This is a genomic window from Rhodopseudomonas parapalustris (genome assembly GCF_053772255.1).
On the sequence record NZ_JAMKBZ010000001.1, the window covers coordinates 156,284 to 178,776 of the forward strand.

20 protein-coding genes and 1 tRNA gene are annotated in these 22,493 nt (G+C 64.9%); 8 read left to right on the forward strand and 13 right to left on the reverse strand.

Annotated elements, in window-relative coordinates; all coding sequences use genetic code 11:
- Positions 1–19 precede the first annotated feature (19 nt).
- The 3 genes from M9H71_RS00780 to M9H71_RS00790 all read left to right on the forward strand — a co-directional run bounded on the left by M9H71_RS00780 (position 20) and on the right by M9H71_RS00790 (position 3,620).
- Positions 20–1,828 (forward strand): IlvD/Edd family dehydratase, encoded by a 1,809-nt coding sequence (locus tag M9H71_RS00780; protein ID WP_455403223.1) that lies wholly within the window; start codon positions 20–22, stop codon positions 1,826–1,828.
- 168 nt (positions 1,829–1,996) lie between these two features.
- Entirely contained in the window at positions 1,997–2,731 is a 735-nt protein-coding gene (locus M9H71_RS00785) for an SDR family oxidoreductase (RefSeq protein WP_455403224.1), read from the forward strand.
- 139 nt (positions 2,732–2,870) lie between these two features.
- Positions 2,871–3,620: an SDR family NAD(P)-dependent oxidoreductase gene (locus M9H71_RS00790; RefSeq protein WP_455403225.1), complete on the forward strand. Its 750-nt coding sequence runs from the start codon at positions 2,871–2,873 to the stop codon at positions 3,618–3,620.
- Positions 3,621–3,935: 315 nt separating this feature from the next.
- On the opposite strand, the gene M9H71_RS00795 is transcribed toward M9H71_RS00790, so the two are convergent.
- From M9H71_RS00795 to M9H71_RS00820, 6 genes are all read right to left on the reverse strand, one after another.
- Positions 3,936–4,730: an energy transducer TonB gene (locus M9H71_RS00795; RefSeq protein ID WP_455403226.1), complete on the reverse strand. Its 795-nt coding sequence runs from the start codon at positions 4,728–4,730 to the stop codon at positions 3,936–3,938.
- A 130-nt stretch (positions 4,731–4,860) separates the two neighbouring features.
- Positions 4,861–5,310: a TonB system transport protein ExbD gene (exbD, locus tag M9H71_RS00800; RefSeq protein ID WP_011159017.1), complete on the reverse strand. Its 450-nt coding sequence runs from the start codon at positions 5,308–5,310 to the stop codon at positions 4,861–4,863.
- Between the two features lie 3 nt (positions 5,311–5,313).
- Positions 5,314–6,300, reverse strand: a complete 987-nt coding sequence (exbB, locus tag M9H71_RS00805; RefSeq protein WP_455403227.1) for a tonB-system energizer ExbB — start codon at positions 6,298–6,300, stop codon at positions 5,314–5,316.
- Positions 6,297–6,986, reverse strand: a complete 690-nt coding sequence (locus M9H71_RS00810; protein WP_455403228.1) for a Fe2+-dependent dioxygenase — start codon at positions 6,984–6,986, stop codon at positions 6,297–6,299. The genes exbB and M9H71_RS00810 overlap by 4 nt, the downstream gene beginning before the upstream one ends.
- A 25-nt stretch (positions 6,987–7,011) precedes the next feature.
- Entirely contained in the window at positions 7,012–9,396 is a 2,385-nt protein-coding gene (locus M9H71_RS00815; RefSeq protein ID WP_455403229.1) for a TonB-dependent receptor, read from the reverse strand.
- Positions 9,397–9,664: 268 nt separating this feature from the next.
- Complete coding sequence (locus M9H71_RS00820; protein ID WP_455403230.1) at positions 9,665–9,910, reverse strand: hypothetical protein; 246 nt, start codon at positions 9,908–9,910, stop codon at positions 9,665–9,667.
- Positions 9,911–10,240: 330 nt separating this feature from the next.
- Between M9H71_RS00820 and M9H71_RS00825 the strand changes: the two genes are divergently transcribed.
- Together M9H71_RS00825 and M9H71_RS00830 are read left to right on the forward strand one after the other, a co-directional pair.
- A complete protein-coding gene (locus tag M9H71_RS00825; RefSeq protein ID WP_455403231.1) occupies positions 10,241–11,473 on the forward strand; it encodes an efflux RND transporter periplasmic adaptor subunit in 1,233 nt (410 codons plus the stop codon).
- A gap of 2 nt (positions 11,474–11,475) precedes the next feature.
- On the forward strand, positions 11,476–14,613 hold the full coding sequence (locus tag M9H71_RS00830) for a multidrug efflux RND transporter permease subunit (RefSeq protein WP_455403232.1): 3,138 nt from the start codon (positions 11,476–11,478) through the stop codon (positions 14,611–14,613).
- A 45-nt stretch (positions 14,614–14,658) separates the two neighbouring features.
- Here M9H71_RS00830 and M9H71_RS00835 read toward each other — a convergent pair whose 3' ends face one another.
- Both M9H71_RS00835 and M9H71_RS00840 read right to left on the reverse strand, forming a co-directional pair.
- Positions 14,659–15,063, reverse strand: a complete 405-nt coding sequence (locus tag M9H71_RS00835) for a PIN domain-containing protein (protein WP_455403233.1) — start codon at positions 15,061–15,063, stop codon at positions 14,659–14,661.
- On the reverse strand, positions 15,060–15,290 hold the full coding sequence (locus M9H71_RS00840) for an AbrB/MazE/SpoVT family DNA-binding domain-containing protein (RefSeq protein WP_455403234.1): 231 nt from the start codon (positions 15,288–15,290) through the stop codon (positions 15,060–15,062). The genes M9H71_RS00835 and M9H71_RS00840 overlap by 4 nt, the downstream gene beginning before the upstream one ends.
- A gap of 280 nt (positions 15,291–15,570) precedes the next feature.
- Here M9H71_RS00840 and M9H71_RS00845 point away from each other — a divergent pair.
- The 3 genes from M9H71_RS00845 to M9H71_RS00855 all read left to right on the forward strand — a co-directional run bounded on the left by M9H71_RS00845 (position 15,571) and on the right by M9H71_RS00855 (position 16,487).
- Positions 15,571–15,644 (forward strand) — tRNA-Gln (locus tag M9H71_RS00845).
- A gap of 100 nt (positions 15,645–15,744) precedes the next feature.
- A complete protein-coding gene (locus M9H71_RS00850; protein ID WP_455403235.1) occupies positions 15,745–16,158 on the forward strand; it encodes a nucleotidyltransferase substrate binding protein in 414 nt (137 codons plus the stop codon).
- Positions 16,155–16,487 carry a nucleotidyltransferase family protein gene (locus M9H71_RS00855; protein ID WP_455403236.1) on the forward strand — a complete coding sequence of 111 codons (333 nt, stop codon included), beginning with the start codon at positions 16,155–16,157 and terminating at the stop codon, positions 16,485–16,487. The genes M9H71_RS00850 and M9H71_RS00855 overlap by 4 nt, the downstream gene beginning before the upstream one ends.
- A gap of 10 nt (positions 16,488–16,497) precedes the next feature.
- Here the strand turns inward: M9H71_RS00855 and M9H71_RS00860 are convergent, their stop codons facing one another.
- From M9H71_RS00860 to dctP, 5 genes are all read right to left on the reverse strand, one after another.
- Positions 16,498–17,691, reverse strand: a complete 1,194-nt coding sequence (locus tag M9H71_RS00860; RefSeq protein ID WP_455403237.1) for a CaiB/BaiF CoA transferase family protein — start codon at positions 17,689–17,691, stop codon at positions 16,498–16,500.
- A 105-nt stretch (positions 17,692–17,796) separates the two neighbouring features.
- The gene (locus M9H71_RS00865; RefSeq protein ID WP_455403238.1) at positions 17,797–19,008 is read right to left on the reverse strand and encodes an ABC transporter substrate-binding protein; all 1,212 of its coding nucleotides are present in this window, start codon (positions 19,006–19,008) and stop codon (positions 17,797–17,799) included.
- Positions 19,009–19,356: 348 nt separating this feature from the next.
- Entirely contained in the window at positions 19,357–20,679 is a 1,323-nt protein-coding gene (locus tag M9H71_RS00870) for a TRAP transporter large permease (RefSeq protein ID WP_455403239.1), read from the reverse strand.
- Between the two features lie 14 nt (positions 20,680–20,693).
- A complete protein-coding gene (locus M9H71_RS00875; RefSeq protein ID WP_455403240.1) occupies positions 20,694–21,236 on the reverse strand; it encodes a TRAP transporter small permease subunit in 543 nt (180 codons plus the stop codon).
- Between the two features lie 113 nt (positions 21,237–21,349).
- On the reverse strand, positions 21,350–22,390 hold the full coding sequence (gene dctP / locus M9H71_RS00880; protein WP_455403241.1) for a TRAP transporter substrate-binding protein DctP: 1,041 nt from the start codon (positions 22,388–22,390) through the stop codon (positions 21,350–21,352).
- Positions 22,391–22,493: the final 103 nt, after the last annotated feature.

Genomic DNA, 22,493 nt, shown 5'->3' on the forward strand with positions numbered 1-22,493 from the left:
GTGCAGTGCGGGAGAGACGATGACGAAGCACGATGCCGGCGCCCCCCGGCGCAAACTCCGCTCCAGCGAGTGGTTCAACGATCCGCACAATCCCGGAATGACCGCTCTGTATCTCGAGCGCTACCTGAACTACGGGCTGACCCGCGCGGAGCTGCAATCCGGCAAGCCGATCATCGGAATCGCCCAGACCGGCAACGACCTGTCGCCGTGTAACCGGCATCATCTCGATCTGGCGCATCGCGTGCGCGAAGGCATTCGCGCCGCCGGCGGCATCGCGATGGAATTCCCGGTGCATCCGATCCAGGAGACCGGCAAGCGACCGACCGCGGCGCTCGATCGCAACCTCGCTTATCTCGGCCTGGTCGAAGTGCTGTTCGGCTATCCGCTCGACGGCGTGGTGCTGACCACCGGCTGCGACAAGACTACGCCGGCCTGCCTGATGGCGGCCGCGACGGTGAACATTCCGGCGATCGTGCTGTCGGGCGGACCGATGCTCAACGGCTGGCACAATGGCGAGCGCACCGGCTCCGGCACGGTGGTGTGGAAGTCGCGCGAGCGGCTGGCCGCCGGCGAAATCGACTACGAGCAGTTCATGGAGATCGTGGCCTCCTCGGCGCCCTCGGTCGGGCACTGCAACACTATGGGGACCGCCTCGACGATGAACTCGCTGGCCGAAGCGCTCGGCATGTCACTGCCCGGCTGCGCCGCGATCCCGGCGCCGTATCGCGAACGCGGCCAGATCGCCTACGAGACCGGCGTCCGCGCGGTCGAGATGGTGTGGGAGGATCTGAAGCCGTCCGACATCCTGACGCGCAAGGCGTTCGAGAACGCCATCGTGGTCAATTCGGCGATCGGCGGCTCGACCAACGCACCGATCCATCTCAACGCGCTGGCCCGCCACGTCGGCGTCGAGCTGTCGATCGACGATTGGCAGAGCGTCGGCCACGCCATTCCGCTGCTGGTCAATCTGCAGCCGGCGGGTTTCTACCTCGGCGAAGAGTATCACCGCGCCGGCGGCGTGCCGGCCGTCGTCCGCGAATTGATGAAGCACGGCAAGATCCACCAGGACGCCGTCACCGCGAACGGCAGGACAATGGGCGAGAATTGCGCCACCGCCGCCCTGCCCGACGGCGACGTGATCCGCTCCTACGACAAGCCGCTGGTCTCCGACGCAGGATTTCTCGTACTGCGCGGCAATCTGTTCGACTCCGCGATCATGAAGACCAGCGTGATCAGCAAGGAATTCCGCGACCGCTACCTGTCGAACCAGAAGGACCCGAACGCGTTCGAGGGCCGCGCCATCGTGTTCGAGGGACCGGAGGATTATCACCACCGGATCGAGGATCCGGCGCTCGACATCGACGAGCAATGCATCCTGTTCGTGCGCGGCACTGGGCCGATCGGCTATCCGGGCGGCGCCGAGGTGGTCAACATGCAGCCGCCGGCGGCGCTGATCAAACGCGGCATCCACTCCCTGCCGTGCATCGGCGACGGCCGCCAGTCCGGCACGTCGGGCTCGCCGTCGATCCTCAACGCGACACCGGAAGCCGCCGCCAACGGCGGGCTGGCACTGCTGAAAACCGGCGACCGCGTCCGCATCGACCTCAACAAGGGCAGTGCCGACATCCTGATCTCGGACGAGGAGCTGAAGCAGCGCCGCGCCGACCTGATGGCCCACGGCGGCTTCGCCTATCCGAAACACCAGACGCCGTGGCAGGAGCTGTATCGCTCGACCGTCGGCCAGCAAGCCACCGGCGCATGCATGGAGTTCGCCACCCGCTACCAAAACATCGCCGGCGCGGTCGGCGTGGCGCGGCATAATCATTGATGAGGGCGACGCACGACAAATCATTTGCAACGTCATTCCGGGGCGCGCGCAAAGCGCGCGAACCCGGAATCTCGATGTGCTCTGAACTTCTGGATTCCGGGTCTGCGCCCTGCGGGCGCATCCCGGAATGACAACCAAGAGAGCTACGCGAACTAACGAGGGGAAAACATGACCGACCGACTGCAAGGCAAGCGTGCGTTCGTCACGGCAGCGGCGGCGGGGATCGGGCGGGCGTCGGCGATCGCGTTTGCGCGCGAGGGCGCCGAGGTGTTCGCCACCGACATCGATGAGGCGGGGCTCGCCTCGCTTGCGGACCATGGTGTCACCCGCACCGCAAAGCTCGATGTCCGTGACACTGCCGCGGTGGAAGCGATCGCCGCAGAGGCCGGCACCGTCGACATCCTGCTCAACGCCGCCGGCTTTGTCCATCACGGCACGGTGCTCGACTGCTCGGATACCGATTGGGACTTCTCGTTCGACCTCAACGTCAAATCGATGCACCGCACCATCCGCGCCTTCCTGCCCGCGATGCTGGAAGCCGGCGGCGGCTCGATCGTCAACATCTCGTCGGCCGCCGGCGTGTTCAAGGCAGCGCCGAACCGCTACGTCTATGGGGCCACCAAAGCAGCCGTCGCGGCGCTGACCCGCGCGGTCGCGGTGGATTTCATCACCCGCGGCATCCGTTGCAACGCGATCTGCCCGGGTACGATCGAAACGCCCTCGATGCTCGGCCGCGCCGCGGCGCTGGGGCCGCAGGGCCGCGAGACGTTCGTGTCGCGCCAGCCGATGGGCCGTCTCGGCAACGCCGAGGAGATTGCCGCACTGGCGGTGTACCTCGCCTCGGATGAAAGCGCCTTCACCACCGGCGTCGCACACGTCATCGATGGCGGCTGGACGTTGTGAGTCCTTTCACTGGGATGGAAGATCGTCATTGCGAGGAGCGAAGCGACGAAGCAATCCAGTTCAGTGCTCGTAGTCCTGGATTGCTTCGCTTCGCTCGCAATGACGGAGTTGCCGAATAGGATCAGAGGACACAGCAGCCATGAACACCATCGACCTCAACCACCGCTGCGCCGTGGTGACCGGCGGAGCGCAGGGCATCGGGCGGGCGATTGCGGAGCGGTTCGTCGCATCGGGTGCCAAGGTCGCGTTGTGGGACCACGATGTCGCGCTGGCCGAGCGCACCGCCAAGGAGATCGGCGACGACGTGACTATCGCTGTCGCGGTCGACGTCACCGATCCGGCTGCGGTCGATCGAGCACGCGATGCAACGCTGCAGGCGTTCGGCAAGATCGACATCCTGGTCAACAATGCCGGGATCGCCGGCGTCAACAAGACGGTGTGGGACACCGACTACGCCGAGTGGCAGCGGGTGCTGAAGCTCAATCTCGACGGACCGTTCCTGTGTTGCAGATCGGTGGTGCCGGCGATGATCGCGCATAAATACGGCCGCATCGTCAACATCGCCTCGATCGCCGGTAAGGAAGGCAACCCCAACGCCGCGCACTACTCGGCCTCGAAGGCCGGCGTGATCGCGCTGACCAAATCGCTCGGCAAGGAGCTGGCGTCCTACGACATCGCCGTCAACGCTGTGACGCCGGCCGCGGCGCGGACCGCGATCTTCGACCAGATGACGCAACAGCATATCGACTTCATGCTGTCGAAGATTCCGAAGGGCCGCTTCGTGCTGGTCGAAGAAGTCGCCGCGCTGGTGGCGTGGCTGGCATCCGAAGACTGCGCGTTCTCGACCGGCGCGGTGTTCGACATCTCCGGCGGGCGCGCGACGTATTGAGCGGCGCACTTACCCCAACACGTCATTCCGGGGCGCGCGTAGCGCGAACACGGAATCCAGAGATGTTCTGCGTGCCGCACGAAAGCCTCGCTTCGAGTGCGAACGACTCTCCCCATGTCATCCCCGCGCAGGCGGGGATCCAGTATCCCGGGGCATCGATGAAAATAACGAAGGGCTCTACAATACTGGTTCGCCCGCCTGCGCGGGCGATGACGGTCGTTGTTGATGACGGTCGTTGGTCATTGCCCGCATCAGATTCCGGGTCCGCGAGCTTACGCTCGCGCCCCGGAATGACGGCGCTGAGGACGCGGTCCCCTAACCCTTCCCCTTGGTCCGGAAGATCACCGGCAGGCTGAAGGTCAGGCCTTCGTCGGCGACCAGCGGCGGGGGTGCCGGGACGGGGTCGGAGCGCTTGATCATGTCGAGGGCGGCCTGATCGAACGCCGCGTCGCCGGAGCCCTCGACGATCTTCATCGACAGCACATGACCGAGCCGGTCGAGTTCGAAGCCGACCACGATCCGCACGTTCTTCTGCGCGGCATCCTTCGGGTAGCGCTTGTGCTTGTCGAGATACGCCACCAGCTCCTTCTGCCAAGTGGCGCGGATGCGGGCGGCGGCCTTGCCGACGCCCTGCGCCGGCGCGACCGAGCGCGGACCTTCCTTGGCGGACTCGTTGCTGGGCATCGCCGTGGCTTCGGCGGCGACCGACTCGGTCGAGGCCTGCTGCTGTTGCTGAGCCTTTTCCTTCTGCTCCTCGTCGACCTTCTTCGGCGTCTCGGTGGTGACGACGCGGTCCGGCTCCTCGGTCTCCTGCGGCGTGTCCTTCGGGAGGTCGGAGTCCTTGACCTCGGCCTTCTGCTCGTTGAGCGCCGGCGACGCCATCGACGCCTCGGTGTCCGGCCCCGGCGGCAGATCGGACGCCTCGATCTTCGGCGACATCATCTCGACGCCGACCTCGATCGCCGGCGCGCCGAGCGCGTCGTCGTCGGCCTCCTCCGGCATGCTGACCAGGGCCAGCGCCGCGCCGCCGACGTGCAGCGCCACGGCGCCGACGGCGGCCATCAGCCACAGCCGATACGAACCATTGCGATCGAAATAACTGTCTGACATCTCGTCAATATCTTATCGGAACCAGATCTGATCGGAACCAGGCTTCCCGGTCGTGACGAGCGAAGCGAAGCAATCCTGCCGCGCCCCACCCGGAATGTGGAGTCGTCTCGGCCGCTCGCCGCACCGGCGTTCAATTGCCGTCCGGTTTGGCGCCCGGCACCGCTTCCAGCGCAACCAGCTTGATCTTGGCGTAGCCGCCGGACCGCAGCATCTCCAGCACCTCCATCAGCTCGCCGTAAGGCACGGCGCGATCGGCGCGCAGGAAGATAAAGCGGTCCTTGGTCATGTCCGGCATCGTGTCCAGCGTCTTGACCAGATCGACGCGTTTGACCTGGTTTTCACCGATCGCCACCGCGAGGTCGGACTTGATGCTGACGTAGGTCGGCTTGTCCGGCCGCTTCTGCGGCGTGGCGCTCGAGGTCGGCAGGCTGACCGGAAGGTCGACCGTCGACAGCGGTGCCGCCACCATGAAGATGATCAGCAGCACCAGCATCACGTCGATGAACGGCGTGACGTTGATCTCGTGGGTCTCGTCGAAATCGTCGTCGAGATCGTCGGAATTGCCGAGCGAAACAGCCATCTCTCACTCCGCCGCGCGAGCGCGATGCGCGCTGCCATGGCTGCGATCGAGATCGCGCGACAGCAGACGGCCCGCGGCGCCGGAGGCCCGCGCGACCAGTTCGAGATAGACTTTGATCTCGCGCGAGAAGTGATTGTAGATGATCACCGCCGGGATCGCGGCGACCAGACCGATCGCGGTCGCGAGCAGCGCTTCGGCGATGCCGGGCGCGACCACCGCAAGGTTGGTGGTCTGCGACTTCGAAATGCCGATGAAGCTATTCATGATGCCCCACACCGTGCCGAACAGGCCGATGAACGGTGCGGTGGCGCCGATGGTGGCGAGGAAGCCCATGCCGCGGCGCATATGCCGCCCCTCGGCGCGAACATATTCGCTGAACGACGACGCGGCACGCTCCTTGATGCCCTCGTCGCTCGCCAGACCGGCCGACAGCTTCGCCTCGCGCAGCGCGGCGCTCAGCAGCATCGACAGCACGCTGTGCTTGTCGCCCAGCGCCATCTGCGCTTCTGCCAGCGAACGTGACTCTGCGATCTGCTTGAGCGAGCGGCGCAGCCGGAACCGGGTGCGCCCGAGCTCGATCTTCTTGGCGATGAAGATCGTCCAGGTGATCACCGACGATACAGCCAAGCCGATCATGACGATTTTGACGATGATGTCCGCGTTCAGGAACATCGTCCAGGGCGACAGTTCCGACAGGCCGGGCGACACGCTGCCGGACGGATGTCCCGCTTCGGACAGCGCTTGGGTCGCCACCGGTGCGGGCGAAGCAGCTGCAGGCGCAGCGGTCACCGCCGGCGCCTCCATCGGAGCGGGTGCAGGTGCCGTGACCGCAGGCGTCGGCTGCGACGGTGCGACCGTGCCCGGCGACGGTGCCGTGGCGCTCGGCGTCGCCGCACCGGGCGCCTGCTGCGCCAGCAAGGGGGTCGGCGGCGCCAGCAGCGCCAATGCGATTACGGCAACGCCGATCGATCGGAAGTTCAACATCGTCATACTTCGGCCCAGTAGCGGATGAGGTTGTGATAAATACCGGTCAATTTGACCGTTTCAGGGTCATCGCGTCCCAGCCGCTCGACCAATGCCTGAATGGCGGTGTCGAGATCGTAGATCATGCTGCGCGCCTGCGCGTCACGTATCATGCTCTGCAGCCAGAAGAAAGACGCCACCCGTGCACCGCGCGTGACCGGAGTCACCATGTGCAGGCTGGTGGACGGGTACAATACGGCATCGCCCGCAGACAGTTTGACTTCGTGCGAGCCGTAAGTGTCTTCGATCACCAGTTCGCCGCCATCGTATTCGTCAGGCTCTGCCAGAAACAAAGTGATCGAAAGATCGGTGCGAATGCGCAACCCGGTGAGGTGGTCGCCGCGCACTGCGTTGTCGACGTGGATACCGAAATGATGCCCACTGGAGGCCGCATAGCGGTTGAACAGCGGCGGAAAGATCTGCAGCGGCACCGCGGCCGCTACGAATTTCGGGTTCACCGTCAGCGCCGACACGATCCGCCGCCCGAGCGCACGCGCCAGCTCGCTGTCCGGCGGCAATTGCTCGTTGCACTTGACCATCGCCGACTGCGCGCCGGCGGTGGAGCGACCGTCTTCCCACTCGGCTGCGTCCATCAGGCGACGGAATTCCGCCACCTCAGACTTGGACAAAACCTCGGGTATGCAGACCAGCATGGCCGCTCCAATTCCCGCGACGCGCTTACAGCGCGCCGCGTAGCGTCAGCCAGACCGAACGGCCCGGCGCAATGAACACGAACGGCGAGTTCGAACGATAGAACGCGTCGTAATAAGTGGTGTTGAAGATGTTGTTGACCGACAACTTGGCGGTCATGTGTCTGTCGACTTTGAATTCGACAAAACTGTCGAACCGCCAATGCTCCGGCAGCACATTGCCGTTGATCGCCGCGAAGGTGCCGCCGTAGATCTTGGAGGCGTACACCGCCTGCCCGCCGACTTCCCAGTGGTCGTCGAACTTGTACTTGGTCAGCAGGTTGAACGACTGATGCGCGATGTTGGCGAGCTGCGCGCCGACTGAATTCGGATCGATCGACTGCAGGACCTTGCTTTCCATCAGCACCAGACCGCCGAACACGCTCCAGCGATCGGTGATCTTGCCGGCGGCCTCGAGATCGATACCGCGGACGCGATAGACACCGGTCGACAGGATGTTGCTGCCGACGGTCTCGCGGGCGTTCGACTTCTGGGTTTCGAACAGCGACGCAGTCAGCAGCAGCCGGCGGTCGAACAGCTCCCATTTGGTGCCGACTTCCGCCGCCTTGTTCATTTCCGGCGGCAACGCCTGGAAGGTGGTGTTGTTGACGACGAGGCCGCCATAGGCGGTGCCCGAGGCGTCGAGTTCGGCGCCGACCGGGTTGGTCGACGTCGCATAGGCGGCGTACAGGCTGGCGTAAGGCAGCGGCTTCACCACCGCGCCGAGATTGTAGTTCCACATTCCCGACTGAACGCCGGTCGAGGCCGAGCGGTTCTCGCCCTTGATGTCGTAATCGTCGTAGCGCACGCCGCCGTTGAGGATGACGACGTCGTTCCAATTCGCTGTCTCGATCAGATAGGTCGATTTGGTGTCGACAGTGATGTAGGTCGGATTGTAGGAGCGCTGCGGCTGCGTCGCGAAGTCGAGCGTATTCGGCGGGTTGAGCAGCGGCACGATCACGCGGTTGCCGGTCTGGAAGCCGGCGAGTTCGGCGGTGAGCCCCGCATAGGTGTCGCGCATCACGCTTTCACGCGAGATCTCGGCACCACCCACCAAGGTGTGCTTCACGCCGCCGACGTCGAACTTGTAGGTCAGGTCGGTCTGGTTGGCGAGCACATCGGTGGTCTGATAGCGGCTCTGCGACGCGAGCGAGACCGTGGTGGCGGTCGGGTTGCTCGGCAGCGTGCCGATGTAGTCGAGCACCGAATGCGCGGCGCGCGAGCGGTTGGTCAGCGTCAGGTCCGGCGTGATCGCGAACTCGCCGGTGACCGTGCCGAAATCCTGCTTGGCCTTCTGGAAGTCGCGATTGACGAAGCCGTAATAGGTCTCGCGCGGCACGTTGACGTCGGTCGATGGCCGGCGCAGCGCGGTGTTGTAGGGCACGCCGAAATCCGGCAGGCCGTCGAGATCGGTGTGGACGTAGTTCGCGGTGACCTTGATCGCGTCGGTCGGCGTCCACTTCACCGCGGCGAGCGTGCCCCAGCGGTCGTCGGTGACGAAGTTGCGGCCGGCGACCTTGGCGTCCTGGTACAGGCCGTCGACCCGCACCGCCAGCGTCGGACTCAGGACCTGGTTGACGTCGACGGTGACGCGCTTGGTGGCGTCGCTGCCGAAGGTGGTCTCGGCCTTGGTGAAGTTACCTGCGGTGGTCGCCTGCTTGGTGACGATGTTGATGGCACCGCCGGCGGTGCCGCGGCCGGTCATGGTCGAGGCCGGACCGCGCAAAATCTCGACCTGCTCGGTGAAGAAGTTCTCGCGGATCGAGATCGCAGGGTCGCGGATGCCATCGATGAACACGTCGTTGCGGGCATCGAAGCCGCGGATGAAGAAGCGGTCGCCGAACGCGTTGCCGCCCTCCCCGGTACCGAGCGTGACGCCGGCGGTGGAGCGAGCGACTTCCCTCAGCGAGGTGGCATTCTTGTCCTCGAGCAGTTCCTTGGTCAGCACCGTGACGGTGCGCGGCGTGTTCAGCAGAGGCTCGGTGAACTTGGTACCCGACAGCCGGTCGACCTTGTAGGGCGCAGCGGCATCCGCATAGGGGTTACGATCCGCCGAGAGCGAACCGGCATTGGGGAACGGCACCGGCTGCACCTGGGCCGGCTGAGTCCGGCGCGCCGCGCGGCGCAGCGCGGTACGGGCGCGCATCTGATCGGGAGTCGGCCGCGCCGTGGTGGGCTTCGGCCGCGCCACCGGAGCATCCACCGTCACCGCGGGCAAGCTCGACTGCTGCGCCTCAGCGCCGCCGATCGATGCCACTGCGATCATGCCGGCGACGGCCGAAACTCTGCGGCCATATACGCCATCATAGTCCTGACCACCCCCGCGCATCGCTGCTTCAATACGCAGCGATCGCGGCGCTTTCGCCCCGTTCATGTTGATCCGCCCCCAAGGAATGCTGTTGCTAATTACAAGCAGTCGTTGAGAGCTATCGGCCGCGGGGTACAGGGTCAACGCGCGTCGAATTACCGCGCGCTGGAATCGTTCAAGATAATAACCATTCTAAGAGTCGTTCCGAATATCGACCGACTGCCGCCGCACAACCATTCAGCGCAGCGCTTGCGAACCGGGCAATTGATCAGTCGCTCGGCAATCTGAAACGATTCTAAACTACTGCAGAGCGAGCCCGGATCGAGATCGCCGCTCATGCATCATCTCGGCTCGGCGGCTTCATCAGCGAGAACATCTCGTCGACGGTCTGCTGCGCGGCGAGTCGGACACGATCAGTGTCCAACTTCCCGTCGATGCGGATACCGCGAACCACGGCGCGGATCTCGTCGCGAAACTCGCTGAGGAATTGCAACGGGTCACGCTGCTCGTTGGCGACGCGCGCGATCAGCCCGGTGATCAGGATCTGGCAAGCGATCATCCGGCCGTTGAGCTCTTCCATGCTGCCTCTCCTGCCCGGCAGCTCCGCCGCTCCGCCGTTTCGCGCGCGGTGATATGGCCGAGCGTGGCACGGCTGACAATTGGAACCATTCTATCCAGCTCGAAACGGTCGGAGCCCGAGCCCCACATCCGCGATCAGGAGCCATGCGCAACCCGGCGACGCGGCGCCTGGCCGCGTCGCCAAGTCCATGAAAGTTTAGCAATGTCATGTGGTTTCTGCTGTGCCGGCGGCATTTGCCGGTATAGTTGCCGGCAATCAGAAATCACTGTCGCGCAGGCTGAACCGGTCGCCAGAGGCCGGCGTCGCGCAGACCGAATGATCGGATCGGGCATGACCAAACCCGGCGCCTCTCGCAAGGCTGTCGTCGTCGGAATTCTGCTGCTTGCAGCAGGGGCATCGTATTGGGGCTGGCAGCGCATCTCGGGTGAGCGCTCCCCCGCCGCGCAGCACGCGGCACCGCAAGGCTCCAGCGGCCCGGCGGCTGGATCGGCGGCCGGCGGTCGCAGCGCGCCGGTTCCTGTGACGGTGGCAACGGCGGAGAAAGCCGACTTCCCGCTGTATCTGAGCGGTCTCGGCACCGTGCAGGGGTTCAACACCGTGGTGGTGCGCAGCCGGGTCGACGGCCAGATCGACAAGATTGCGTTCACCGAAGGCCAGATGATTCAGGCCGGCGACCTGCTGGCCCAGATCGACTCGCGACCGTTCCAGGCGACGCTGGATCAGGCCAAGGCCAAGAAGGCGCAGGACGAGGCCAATCTGGCCAACGCCAAGCTCGACCTCAGCCGCTCGGTTCGGCTCGGCGAATTCGCCACCAAGCAGCAGACCGATACTCAACGTTCGACCGTCCAGCAGCTCACGGCGCAGATCGAGGCAGACGAGGCAGCGATCGCCAACGCCCAGACCCAGCTCGACTACGCAACGATCCGGGCGCCGATCTCCGGCGTCACCGGTCTGCGCCAGGTCGACAAGGGCAACATCGTCAACGCCGCCAGCCAGACCGGCATCGTTACCATCGCGCAGATCGAGCCGATCGCAGTGATTTTCACGGCGCCCGAAGAGCGGGTGTTCGACATCAACCGCGCCCTCGCGGCGCATGCTTTGCAGGTGATCGCGCTGTCGACCGACGGCAAGACGACCTTCGCCGAGGACGGCACCCTGGCGGTGGTCAACAACCAGGTCGACAGCAACAGCGGCACGGTGCGGCTCAAGGCGGTGTTCGCCAACAAGAACCACGCGCTGTGGCCGGGCCAGTCGGTGCAGACCCGGCTGCTGGTCAAGACGCTCAAAGACGTCGTCGTGGTGCCCAACGACGCGGTCCAGCACGGCACCGACGGGCTGTATGCCTATGCGGTCAATGCCGACAACAAAGCCGAACTGCGGAAGATCGTGGTCAGCGCCGCCAACGACCACAGCACGGTGATCGAGCGCGGTCTCGAAGCCGGTGACCGGATCGTGGTCGGCGGCCAGTACAAGGTGAGGCCGGGCTCGCTGCTGGCGTTCAAGGTCGCCGACAACGAGCCGGCCCCGCCCGGCTCCGCGCCGGCCGTATCAGCCGGGAAATAGCCATGGACCGGAGCATCTCGGCGCCGTTCATCCGCTACCCGATCGCGACCTCGCTGCTGATGGCGGGGATCCTGTTTCTCGGCCTGATCGCCTACCCCGCCCTGCCGGTGGCGCCGCTGCCGCAGGTCGACTTTCCGACCATCCAGATTTCCGCCAGCCTGCCCGGCGCCAGCCCGGAGACGATGGCCTCCTCGGTGGCGACGCCGCTGGAGCGCCAGCTCGCGCAGATCCCCGGCGTGTCGCAGATGACGTCGACGAGTTCGCTCGGCTCGACCGCGGTCACCATCCAGTTCGATCTCAACCGGAACATCGACGCCGCCGCCAACGACGTCCAGGCGGCGATCAACGCCGCCGGCGGGCAACTGCCGAAGAACCTGCCGAACCCGCCGACCTACCGCAAGGTCAACCCGGCCGATGCGCCGATCCTGATCCTGTCGGCGACCTCCGACACCCTGCCGCTGACCACGGTCAGCGACAATGCCGACGCCAAGATCGCCCAGCAGATCAGCCAGATCTCCGGCGTCGCGCAGGTGTTCATCGGCGGCCAGCAGAAACCGGCGATCCGGATCCAGGTCGACCCCGCCAAGCTGATGGCCAAGGGGCTGTCGCTGGAGGAGGTGCGCAGCCAGATCGCCATCACTACCGTCGACAGCCCGAAAGGCACGCTCGACGCGCCGACCAAGAGCTACACCATCTACGCCAACGACCAGCTCACCGAGTCCAAGGACTGGAACGACGTCATCCTCGCCTATCGCAATGGCGGCCCGTTGCGGATCCGGGATGTCGGCCATGCGGTGACCGGGCCGGAGGACGCCAAGACCGCCGCCTGGGCCAACGGCAAGCGCGGCGTGTTCCTGGTGGTGTTCAAGCAGCCCGGCGCCAACGTCATCGACACCGTCGATCGCATCAAGGCGGAGCTGCCGCGGCTGGTCGCGGGCATTCCGCCGGCGATCAAGATCGACGTGATGAGCGACCGCACCACCACCATCCGCGCCGCGGTGGAGGACGTGCAGTTCACCCTGCTGCTCACCATCACGCTGGTGGTGATGGTGATCTTCCTGTTCCTGCGCAGCTTCTGGGCGACCATCATCCCCAGCGTCACGGTGCCGCTGGCGCTGCTCGGCGCCTGCGCGCTGATGTGGGCGGCTGGCTACACGCTCGACAACCTGTCGCTGATGGCGCTGACGATCTCGGTCGGCTCCGTGGTCGACGACGCCATCGTGATGCTGGAAAACATCGCCCGGCACGTCGAGGAAGGCGAAAAGCCGTTCACCGCGGCGCTGAAGGGCGCCCGCGAGATCGGCTTCACCATCGTGTCGATCTCGATCTCGCTGGTGGCGGTGCTGATCCCACTGTTGTTCATGGGCGGCATCATCGGCCGGCTGTTCCGCGAATTCGCCGTAACGCTAGCGATGACGATCGGGGTGTCGATGCTGGTGTCGCTGACGCTGACGCCGATGCTGGCATCGCGCTTCCTGCGTCCGGAGACCGGCGTGCGGCACGGCCGGCTCTATCGACTGATCGAGGGCGCCTTCGAGGCGATGCTGCGCGCCTACGAGCGCGGCCTCGATCTGGTGCTGCGCTGGCGGCTCACCACGCTGATGGTGTTCTTCGCCACCGTCGGGCTCTCGGTGTATCTGTTCATCGCGATCCCGAAAGGGTTCTTCCCGCAGCAGGACGTCGGCCTGATCACCGCCGCTTCGGAGGCCGCACAGGACATCTCGTTCAGCGCGATGAAGCAGCGCCAGGAAGAACTCGGCGAGATCGTGATGGCCGATCCCGATGTGTTCAGCATCGCGATGTTCATCGGCGGCAGCGGCAGCGCGCTCAACACCGGGCGAATGTACATCACCCTGAAACCGCGCGACGAGCGCTCCGCCAGCGCGCAGGAGATCATCGCGCGGCTGCGGCCGAAGCTGGACAAGGTCGAGGGCGCACGGCTGTTCATGCAGGCCGCGCAGGACGTGCGGCTCGGCGGCCGGCCGACCCGCACCCAGTTCGAATACACCCTGCAGGACGCCAATCTCGCCGAGCTCAACGAGTGGGCGCCGAAGGTGCTGGCCAAGATGCAGAGCCTGCCGCAGCTCCGCGACGTCGCCACCGACCAGCAGACCGATGGCACCACGCTGACGCTGACGATCGACCGCGACACCGCCTCGCGCTTCGGCATCAAGCCGCAACTGATCGACGATACGCTGTACGACGCGTTCGGCCAGCGCCAGGTGACGCAGTATTTCACCCAGGTGAACACCTACCGGATTATTCTGGAGGTGCTGCCGGAGCTGCAGGGCCGGCTCGACACGCTGAACCAGATCTACGTCAAGTCGCCGACCACCGGCGATCAGGTGCCGCTGTCGACCTTTGCGAAGTGGACGACGGTGCCGGTGCGGCCGCTGTCGATCAGTCATCAGGGCCAATTCCCCGCCACCACGATCAGCTTCAATCTGGCGCAGGGCGTGGCGCTCGGCGAAGCCACCGCCGCGGTGCAGGCGGCAATGGCCGAGATCGGCGCGCCGCCGACGCTGATCGGCAACTTCCAAGGCACCGCGCAGGCGTTCCAGCAATCGCTGTCGACCGTGCCGCTGTTGATCATCGCGGCGCTGGTGGTGGTCTATCTGATCCTCGGCATCCTGTACGAGAGCTACATCCACCCGCTGACGATTCTGTCGACCCTGCCCTCCGCCGGCGTCGGCGCGCTGGCGATGCTGATGCTGTTCGGCTTCGACTTCAGCCTGATCGCACTGATCGGCATCATCCTGCTGATCGGCATCGTGAAGAAGAACGGCATCATGATGGTCGACTTCGCCATCACCGCCGAGCGCGACGAACATCTCGATCCCGAGCAGGCGATCCGCAAGGCGGCGCTGCTGCGCTTCCGCCCGATCATGATGACCACGATGGCGGCGATACTCGGAGGTGTGCCTTTGATGCTCGGCACCGGCACCGGCTCGGAGATCCGTCAGCCGCTCGGCTACGCGATGGTCGGCGGCCTTTTGGTCAGCCAGGCCCTGACGCTGTTCACCACCCCGGTGGTGTATCTCTATCTCGACCGGCTCTCCAACGCCCTGACCAACTGGGGCCGCACCCACATCCCGGTCGACGAGGACGACGACGACCGCGTCCAGCGCGCGGCGGAGTGAGGCGGAGCGCGGGAGAGCGAGGATAATCCCCGCTCCCGCAAGCGTTCACGTCGTGCCCACAAGGAATGGATTTTCAACGCGTAGCGTGCCGAAGCTGCGGCCGTGCTGCAGGTCCTCGCTGTACAGCACATCGCAGCCGGCCTCCTGCGCAGCAGCGACGATCAGCGCGTCGTAGAACGACAGCTTGCACGTCTCAGCGAGCACGCGAGCGGCAACGTGCAGACCGTGCGTCAGAGGCAGTGGCGGCCCGGACACAGCCAGAGCGTCGTCGATAGCCTCGGCGATCTCCCTCCACCCCCGGCCGAACTTGCGCTGCACCACGACGGTGAACTCGTTCAACACTTGAACGCTGAGCCTGCCACCGCCGCCCAAGACGGCCCGTGCACGGTCCGCTTTCGCGCCCGTTTCCTGAGCATAGACTAGAATGTTAGTATCGAAGAAAGCCGTCACCGCTCGTTGGCCTCGTCACGATCGAAGCGATAGCCCTCAGGCAACTTCCATTTGCGCTCGGCCATGCGCTCCAGCGCGGCTTTCCTCCTGTCCTCCTTCTCGACCACCACCGTCCGCTCGACGACGTCGACCACGTTGAGCTCGTCGCCCTCTTTCAGATCGAGCTTGTCGACCAACGCCTTGGGCAGCCTGACCGCGAGACTGTTGCCCCATTTCGAAACCAGCATCGCACCCTCCATGACCCCGGCAAGAATGTATATCATAGGCAAGATATACGTCGTTTCAACCGCAGCGAGCGCGTGCTCGCCGACCCGCCCTGTCGGCGACCTCAGTCTCCACTCCAATCTCCCATCTGTCGCAAGCAACCCTCTTGCGGGCCGGAGCCGACGCAGCTAGAAGACCCGCACACCCGAGGCGCGTCGCGAGCCACTCCCGCCGCGCCCGGCACCGTGTCGAGTGTGCCCCGTGCATCGCTCTTAAATGCCTGATCCGTCAGCGCATTCTCGGTGGGGAATGGTGTAATGGTAGCACAACAGACTCTGACTCTGTTTGTCTTGGTTCGAATCCAGGTTCCCCAGCCAGTCTGGCCATAGCCGATTGAAAAACCTTCGTTTTGACCTATCGTTCGCCCATCGCTCCCGCGCCTTGGGAGCGCCAATGACATTGGCCGGGTGAGCGTTGATGACCGGTACCAAACCCGACGTCTCGCTGTTGAAGCGGGCGCTCGATCGCTTGATCGAAGGGCTGGCACGTTATCAGGTGGATATCTCCGATACGCAGATCCGCGACGGCTTGGTGCAGCGTTTCGAGTTTACCTACGAGATCGCGCACAAGATGCTCAAGCGTTACCTGGAATTCACTGCGCCGAGCCCCGCGCTGATCGACGGCATGAGCTTTCAGGATCTGATCCGCACCGCGAGCGAACAGGGCCTGCTACTCGGCGAGTGGGCGGATTGGCGTAGTTTCCGCGAGATGCGCAGCAAGACCAGCCACAGCTACAACGAAGACGTCGCGCTGGAAGTGGTCGGCGGCATCCCGCGCTTCATCGAGGAAGCCTGCGTGCTTTACGACCGTCTCGCCGAGCGGCTGGCATGACTGCGCCAATGCCGAAGCTCGATCTGCGACCCGAGCACTGGGCGATGGTTCACGACATCCTGGCATTGCAGATCCCTGACCGGGACGTCGTCGTGTTCGGCTCGCGAGCCCGCGGAAGCGCCAAACCGCATTCCGATCTCGATCTCGCGGTGCTCGGCGACGACCCGCTCGGGCTCCACAAGATGGCGGAGCTGAAGGAAGCATTCGAGGAGTCCGACCTTCCGTTCAAGGTCGATGTCGTCGAATGGGCGCGGACCGATGCGCGATTTCGCGACGTGATCCAGCGCGACGCGGTGCGGGTGCAGGTCGGCTGCGCGTCTGCCCCGTAAGCTGCGCGCCTCACCCCTCCCCCACCGCCTTCGCCTGCACCAGCGCGTCGATCTCCGCGGCGCGGTAGCCGGCCTCGGTCAGCACTTCGCGGGAATGTTCGCCGAGCCGCGGGGTCGGGCGGTGCAGGTTCGGCGGCGCTTCGGAGAAGCGCGTCGCCGGGCGGGCCTGGCGGATCCTGCCTTCGCTCGGGTGGTCGATCGCGGCGAACAGACCGACCGCTTTGAGGTGCTCCTGCTCGCCGATCTCGCTGATCTTGGCAAACGCCGTGTGCGGCACGTCGAGGCGCAGCAGTAGCTCTTCCCATTCCGCGGTGGTGCGGGCGGGCGCGATCTCGGCCATCGCGGCGTAGATCCGGTCGATGTTCTCGGCCCGCGCCACCGGATCGCGCACCTGCAGTTCGTCGATCAGTTCGGAGCGGCCGACCGCCTCGAAGAACGCACACCAGTTGTCGCCGGAATACGGCAGCATCGTCATCCAGCCGTCCTTGGTGCGCACCGGCTTGCGCTCCTTCATCCGCTTGTAGCCGGACGGGCCGATCGGCGGATCGAACGCGTAGCCGCCGAGCATCTCGATGCTGTTGAAGCCGGCGATGGTTTCCAGCATTGGCACTTCGACGAGCTGGCCCTTGCCGGAGCGTTCGCGATTGAACAGCGCCGCCGACACCGCCCCGGCGAGCGCCTGGCCGCAGATCTTGTCGCCGACCAGACTCGGCACGAATTGCGGCTCGTCATCCGAGCCGATCGAGGACGCCAGCCCCGATGCGGCCTGGATGATCTCGTCGAACGCCGGCCGCGCCGCCCACGGCCCGTCCTGGCCGAAGCCGGTCGCCGCCGCATAGATCAGCCGCGGGTTCAATGCCGCACAGGCGTCATAGCCGAAGCCGAGCCGTGCCATCGCAGCGGGGCGAACGTTGGTGAGCAGCACGTCGGCGGTCGGGATCAGCCGCTGCAGCACAGCCTTGCCGTCGGGATGCTTCAGGTCCAGCGCGAGGCTGCGCTTGTTGCGGTTCACCGCCATGAACTGGCCGCTCATGCCGCGGTTCCGGAACAGCCCGGTGTAGCGCCACATGTCGCCGTCGAGGGTTTCGATCTTGACGACGTCGGCGCCCCAGTCGCCGAGGATCTGCGCCGCATAAGGGCCGAACAGCACGCTGGTGAGGTCGAGAATGCGGATGCCGGCGAGCGGCCCGGTCGGTGCGGTCATGGACTCAACGATGTGGTTGAAGGAACAGATTGAACGTCGATCAGCGCGATGCGCTTCGGCCGGATGGGAGAGATCTGCCCTCTCCCATCCTATCGCGCCGGGCGACTACTCGCTCAGCACGTCGCCGAACAGCTCCCACGAGGTGCCGTTGAAGCGCGCCATCTGCAACTGCCGGATCGGCGTGCGCTGGTCGGGGGACATCTGCAGCTTGATGCCGGGCAGCAGCATCGGCATCTCGACGCCATCGAGCGACTCGATCTGCTTCATCAGATTGGCCCGGGTGAGATCGTCGCCGGCGCGACGCAGCACCAATTCCATGATCTGCGTCATGTTGTAGCCGTAGACATTGAAGATGTCGGCCGGATCGGCGCCCGCATTGTAGGTCTTCATCCAGGCGCGCCATTGCTGCACGCCGGGATCGTTGGCCCAGCGCGGATCGCCCGGATCCTTGACGTAAGCGCCGGTGACGATGCCCACCGCATTCTCGAGCCCCGCCGGCTTCAGCACCGAGCCGACCGAGTTCGACACCGCCGGCAGGATGATCTGCGGCTTCCAGCCGAGTTCGGCGGCCTTCTTGATCACCTGCGCGGCGAATTTCGGCGTGCATTCGTTGAACAGCACATCGGCGCCGGCGGCCTTGAACTTGACGATCTGGGAGTCGACGGTCGGGTCGGTGGTTTCATACACCGCCTCGGACACGATCTGGTTCACATGATCGCCGAGCCCTTCCTTGAAGCCGGCGAGATAATCGCGGCCCGCCTCTTCGGCCGGTGTGATCACCGCAATCTTGGCGTTCGGCTTGTTCGCGAGAATCCATTTCGCGTAGATCCGCCCCTCGGTCTTGTAGGTCGGCTGCGATCCGGTGGTCCATGGGAAGTGCTTGGCGTCGTTCCAGCGGGTGGCGCCGCTGAACGGCAGCAGCTGCGGGACCTTCTTGATGTTGAGATACTTCTGCACCGCGATGTTCGGCCCGGTGCCCAGGATCGAGAACATCGCCAGCACCTCGTCGCTTTCGACCAGCCGGCGGACCTGTTCGACCGTTTTCGACGGCGAATAGGCATCGTCGAGGCTCAGCAACTCCACCTTGCGGCCATTGATGCCGCCCTTGTCGTTCAGCATCTTGAAGTAGGCGGCCTCGGCCCTGCCGATCGTCGAATAAGCCGACGCCGGTCCCGAATACGGCATGGTCTGGCCGAGCTTGATCAGGCTATCGCTGGCGCCGGGGTCATAATTGCCGCCGGCGTGCGCTGCACGCGCGCTGAGCGCTGCGACGACCGCGAGCGCGGCAATGCACGGGGTGTGCCGAAAGAACGTCATGCGGGGTCTTCCTCCTTGATCCGGCCGCATCGTCTTTAGCGATACTGTCCGGTCTTCGCTCCCTCGCGGCCAGCGCGGCCGCGTTCGCGCTGCTTGTCGAATGCGCTTGTTATCGGTGAGCGCCTCGGCTCGCCGGTTGGCGGAGACCATACATCCTTCGCCAGCACGGAGGCGTGCGATCCCGGACGCATCTGCATGCGAATTTCGCAGGCTCGGAAAGCGTGCAAGTCTCCGTCGGGTTGCACGCGACGGCATGAACACGTCTCAGCGCAAGGTGTCGCCGCGATCCGATAGGACGGTTCGACGAGTCCGCCCGCGCGAGCGCGCGCGACGGCTCGGGTGTCGTCGTCAGCCCGGCTTGCCGAAGAACAGATTCGGGAAATACAGCGCCACGTCCGGGAATGCGATGATGATCAAGACACCGACCATCGTCACCAGCACGTAAGGGATCACCGACCAGTAGATGTCGCTCATGGTGACGTCGGGCGGCGCCACCGCCTTCAGGTAGAACAGGTTGAAGCCGAACGGCGGCGTCATGTAGCCGATCTCCATCATGATGATGAAGATCACCCCGAACCAGATCGGATCCCAGCCATAGGACTGCACCACCGGCAGAAACACCGGCAGCGTGATCAGCATGATCCCGACCGGATCGAGCACCATGCCGAGCAGCAGCAGCACGGCCAGCATGAATGCCAGCGCGCCCCATTTGCCGCCAGGGATCAGGGACATCATATGGTTCATCAGCTCGTTGGCGCCGAGCGTCGTATAGGCGGTCGAGAACGCGTGCGCTGCGAACAGAATCCACATCACCAGTGCGGTGAGACGCAGCGTCTGGACCGCGGCGTCGTGCAGCACGGCGAACGACAATTTGCGATGCACCGCCGAAGCGATCAGCGCGCCGAACACGCCGAGCGCGGCGGCCTCGGTCGGCGTCGCAAAGCCGCCGAAGATCGCGCCGAGCACCAGAAACACGATGAACAGCGGCAGAAACACCGCCCGCAGCGAGCGCAGCTTCAGCCCCCAATCGCCGCGCTCTTCCACCGGCAGTGCCGGCGCCATCGCCGGATTCAGCCAGGCGCGCACGAAGATGTAGATCGACACCAGCACGAACAGCAGGATGCCGGGGCCGATGCCCGAAGCGAACAGCCGGCCGACCGAAACTTCGGTCAGCAGCGCGTACAGCACCATCAGGATCGAGGGCGGAATCAGGATGCCCCAGCCGCCGCCGCAATTGATCGCACCGACCGCGAGGCGCTTGTCGTAGCCGCGCTCCAGCATGCGCGGCAGCGCGATGGTGCCCATCGTCACCACCGCCGCGCCGCTGATCCCGCTCATCGCGGCAAAGATCGCACAGATCGCCACCGTGCCGATCGCCAGCCCGCCGCGCAGCGCGCCGAACCAGACGTGCATCATCCGGTACAGGTCCTGCGCGACGCCGGACTTTTCCAGCAGCATCGCCATGTAGACGTACATCGGGATGGCGATGAGCGTGAAGCTCATCATCGAATCCCAGAACTTCGACGCCACCAGATAAAATCCGACCGGCCCCATCGTGAAGTAGAGGAAGACCACCGAGATGCCGCCGAGCGTGAACACCAGCGGCGTGCCGATGAACAGGAACACCAGCAGCGAACCGAAGAACAGGAGCGTGAGAACTTCCACTGACACGATGTCGGGTCCGATCAATGAGAGGGGCCGTCGGCGGCCTGCTTGCCGAACGTATCGGGATCGTTCGATAGACCCACTACGGTGCGGACGTCCGAGACGATCCGCACCAGCCCCTGCAGCAGCAGCAGCACGCCGGCGATCGGGATCGCCAGCTTCACCGGCCAGACCGGCGGATTCCAGATACTGGACGAGGTCTCGAACTTCGCCGCCGACTCCCACGCCATATCGGCGCCCTGCCAGATCAGCACCGCCAGGAACAGGAAGAACAGAAACGAGGTGGCGAGATCGATCTTGGCCTTCTGCGCGGGGCCGAACCTGCCGTAGATGATGTCGACATTGACGTGCGCACGCTCGGCCAGCAGGTAGCCGCCGGCAATCACCGCGTAGACACCGAACACGAGCTGGGCGAGTTCAGCGGTCCAGATCGCGGCACTGCCGACTACGTAACGCATGACCACGTCGGCCATCAGGAGCAGAAAGATCGGCGCGATCAGCCATGCGGCGACCATCGCAACCCAGTGGTTCAGTCGCGTAATTGCGCGTGCGAGGGGCAGCATTCGGTAAGCCGTTGGTTGGAGGCGATGCGGCGACGTCCGTCACCGACGTTCGATGCGAAGGCAGGAATAGCGGCGATGGGACCCGCCCGGCCCCGCCGAGCGGATCTATTGTCTCAGACGTAGCCGAGATCGGTCATCAGCTTGGTCAGCGCCTGCGTGCCCTTCTGGGCGACATCGCCCTTGGCGGCTTCCTTCTTCAGCATTTGATTGGACGCATCGGCGAACTTCTTCAGCACGTCGTCCGGGAAGCGCACCACCTCGACGTCCATCTTGGTCTTGCCGGTGGTGAGCGCCAGAGCTTCCTGATGGAGATACTCCACAGAGCGGCGGAAATAGCGCTCTTCGACCAGCGAGACGAACTGCAGCTTCAGATCCGGCGGCAGCTTGTCGAGCGCCGCGATGTTGACGATGTACGCGTCATTGTTGAAGCCCAAGGCCGGCTTCATATGGAACTTGGCGACTTCCCAGAATTTCATCGACAGCGCGCCGATCGCGGCGCCCCAATGCGCACCGTCGACGACGCCGGTCGAGATCGCCTGATAGATCTCCGGACCGGCGATCTGCTGCGGCGAGGCACCCGCGGCGGCCAGATATTCGAGCATCGAACCGGCCGAACGGACCTTGAGCGAACCGAGATCGGCCGCAGAGGTCACCTTCTTCTTGAGCACAACTTCGGTCGGATAGGCCTTCTCGGCCATCATCATCACGCCCTTGGGGCGCAGCTCCTCGTTGACCATCTTCTCGATGCCGAGATTCTTGGTCAGATGCACCATCTCCCAGGACTCGCGCAGCGTTCCCGGCACGCCATAGAGCAGCCCCATCGCCTGCGCTTCACCGAGAATATAGCCTGGAGAGATCGTCCCCATCGGCACGATGCCGCGCCGCACGATATTGTAGATCTCGCGGTCTTTGGCGATCTCGCCAGCCCCGTAGGTTTCCAGCTTGAACCGGCCGCCGGTACGTTCCTCGAGTTCCTTCGCCAGCACACCGAGGCTGTCGTTGAACGAGCCCGACGCTTTCGGCCAATGCGCCTGCACTTTCCAGGTCACGGTCTGTTGCGCCTGCGCGCTGCCGATCAGTGCCGGCGCTGCGGCAACGGCCACCGACGCCTTGAGCATGGATCGCCGATTCAACTTGTTAGTTGATCCCGACATGCGTCGTCCCTCCCTTGGGTTCGTGGTCTTCTTCTATTGTGTTTCTTTTGATCAGATCACGGGCCGCGTTCGGCCGTCAATCACCGCAGCCCCGAGCACTTCG